Consider the following 2,884-nt stretch of genomic DNA (forward strand, 5'->3'; position numbering starts at 1 on the left):
CCGGCGCCGCGGTGTCGGCGATGTCGGCACCGAGGTTGTAAAACGACATGTCAGCCCTTCCCATGCTTCCGGCACCGCGCCACGCAAGGCCGGCCGCGGAGCCGTCGGCTGTTCAATCCACCAGTGCAGTGACCCATCGGTGCAGTGCCCCATCGGTCCAGTGCCGTGCCGTCAATCCACCAGGCCGGCGAGAACCGACACCGGAACGATCACGAATCCCACCGTGAGGAGAACCGCGAGGACATTGGCGGTGGCCTTGAAAACTCGGTCCCGTTTCGGGTTGTTGACACCGAGGGTCTGGGCCGCACTCCAGAAGCCGTGCTGGATGTGGAGCCCGAGGGAGATCATGGCGGCGATGTAGATGAGCGTGACCCACCACACGCTGAAACTCGACACGACGTTGTCGTAGGCGGCACCTTCGACCCCGTGTCGGTTGAGGGTCAGCGTCGTGAAATCGAGGATGTGGTACACGATGAACAACGCGAGGGTGATTCCGCCGTAGCGCATCACATGCGTGGCATAACTGGCCCGGGCTCGTTGGCGGTGGACGTACTTTGTCGGCCGGGCCCGCAGGTCACGCCGGCTGAGCTGGTACGCGGACACCGTGTGCAGGCCCACGGCCAGCACCAGCACGACGCGTTGGATCCATAGGTACCACGTATCGTGCAGGACCGGCTCGCCGATCGTCCGGAGCCAGCCGGCGTAGTGGTCGAAGTCGTCGCGGCCAAAGAAAATCTTCAGGTTCCCGAGCATGTGAGCGATCAGGAACAGGAGCATCAGCAGCCCTGTGACGGCCATCACGGTCTTTTTGCCGATGGTTGACCGCCACAGGTTGCGCAGGACGGACGAAGATCGCGGGGGCCGCGGGGTGGGCGCAGGGGACGCCGACCGCGCCGGGGTTGTCACAGCCACGAGCGCACCCTAGAGCGCACTCCCTCCAGTGGTCCAAGACATGATAAACCTGGACTCGATAGTGCCGTCCTATCGACGTCTACGCTGGCGGCGTGCAGCTCCACCAGCTCGCCTATTTCGTCGCCGTCGCGGAGACCCGGCACTTCACCCGGGCCGCCCAGCGGGTGCATGTCGCCCAGCCGTCCCTATCCCAGCAGATCCGCGCCTTGGAACAGGAGCTGGGCACACCTTTGTTTAACCGCGCGCGGGGGAACATCAGCCTGACCCCGGCGGGGGAGACGCTCCTGCCGCTCGCCCGGCGCATCCTCACCGACACCGAGACCGCCCGCCAGCGGGTCACCGAGCTGCTCGACCTGCGCCACGGCACGGTGCGCCTCGGTGCCACCCCGAGCCTGTGCACCGGCTTCCTGCCCGACGTGCTGCGACTGTTCCACCAGCGGTACCCGGGCATCCGCCTGCTGGTCGAGGAGGGGGGATCACGCGACCTCGTCCGCGATCTGGCCGCGGGCAGCCTGGACCTGGCGTTGATCATCCTTCCGCTGCAGAGCAGCGACCCGGCACTGGCGACCTCGCCGCTGATCCGCGAGAGCCTGGTCCTCGTCTCGTCGCTGGACGAGCCACCGATCGTCGCCGGACGCCCGCTGACCGTGGCCGATCTGCGCAACCACCCGATGGTGATGTTCCGCCGCGGCTACGACCTGCGGGAGGCCACCGTGACGGCCTGCCGGGAGGCCGGATTCGAGCCGATTTTCGCGATCGAGGGCGGGGAGATGGACGCCGTGCTCGGTTTCGTCGCGGCGGGTCTGGGCAGCGCGGTGATTCCGAGCACGGTCGCCCACCGGCTCGGCATGCGGGTCACCCCGTTCGTGCTCCCGGGGCTGCAACGCACCATCGGGCTGGCGCGTCGCCGCGACGTCGAGCCGACCCGTGCCGCCGTCGAGCTGCAACGGGTCCTGTGGGAGTACCTCCGCGACGCTGCGGCCTCGGGCAACCTTCCCGACGGCACCCGACTCCTCGCCGGACCGACCTCCGCCGGCACGTGATCTGTCATCTTCGGGCTCTTGTGCAACGTATTCGATGAGGCAGACTTTTCATGGCGTGAAGATCAGGTTCTTTTCGAGTGAATCGCCATCTCTTTTTCTGGTTCGGCGTGTGGTCCGCCTGTCCACCGAGCCCATTTTTTCCGCCCACCCGCACGCGATCCGGTCGGGTGGGCTTAAAGTTGTGCGAGCGGTCGTAGACCGGGCGGTTTCCGGTCTGCGGGGACTGGCTGCGGGGACGACTGTCAACGCGCGGTTCGCGTGAACTGGCGCCAGTGCACAACGGGGGCAGCGTCGGAGCTGCCGTCGACCTCGAACACACGGGAGGCGATATGAACAGCGTCGACATTGCCCTGAAGGAATCGCTCGAGATAAGCGGGGCGCTTGGGGTTGCCCTCGTCGACTTCACCAGTGGAATGACCCTCGGAACGGCCGGTAACACGCATGTGATCGACCTTGAGATCGCTGCGGCCGGAAACACCGAGGTCATCCGGGCGAAGATTCGGACGATGGAGAGTCTCGGGCTTCAGGACACCATCGAGGACGTCCTGATTACGCTGGGTCGCCAGTATCATCTGATCCGGTTGTTGCAGAGCCATTCCGGCCGTGGCCTGTTCCTCTATCTGGTGCTCGACAAGCCGCGCGCGAACCTCGCGCTGGCCCGTCATCGGCTGCGCGCCGTCGAGTCGCAGCTCGACGTCTGAGTGCTTCCGGGGCCCGATCGGGCGGCGCGTCCTCGCCACGGGCCTGGTGCCGGCGCGACGGTGACCGGACGACGGTGACCGGACGACGGTGATAGGGATATGACGTGAATATGAACGCGCCGGCGCTGCGGATCCGTGGCGGCGTGCTGGTCGGTCCGACGGAGGTCCGTGACGAGGTCTGGGTCGTCGACGGCCGGATCACCTTCTCCGCTCCCACCGGCGCGGCGG

General features: G+C 66.6%; 3 protein-coding genes. 2 read left to right on the top strand and 1 reads right to left on the bottom strand.

Annotated features, from left to right (window positions below; translation table 11 throughout):
* Nucleotides 1-171 precede the first annotated feature (171 nt).
* On the bottom strand, nt 172-840 hold the full coding sequence (locus AC08ON_RS11515) for a succinate dehydrogenase cytochrome b subunit (RefSeq protein WP_349256631.1): 669 nt from the start codon (nt 838-840) through the stop codon (nt 172-174).
* A 164-nt stretch (nt 841-1,004) separates the two neighbouring features.
* On the opposite strand from AC08ON_RS11515, the gene AC08ON_RS11520 reads away from it, so the two are divergent.
* Complete coding sequence (locus AC08ON_RS11520; protein WP_011437843.1) at nt 1,005-1,955, top strand: LysR family transcriptional regulator; 951 nt, start codon at nt 1,005-1,007, stop codon at nt 1,953-1,955.
* A 329-nt stretch (nt 1,956-2,284) separates the two neighbouring features.
* The gene (locus tag AC08ON_RS11525) at nt 2,285-2,656 is read left to right on the top strand and encodes a hypothetical protein (RefSeq protein ID WP_476607574.1); all 372 of its coding nucleotides are present in this window, start codon (nt 2,285-2,287) and stop codon (nt 2,654-2,656) included.
* Nucleotides 2,657-2,884 lie beyond the last annotated feature (228 nt).

The organism is Frankia sp. CoWAU3 (assembly GCF_977971855.1).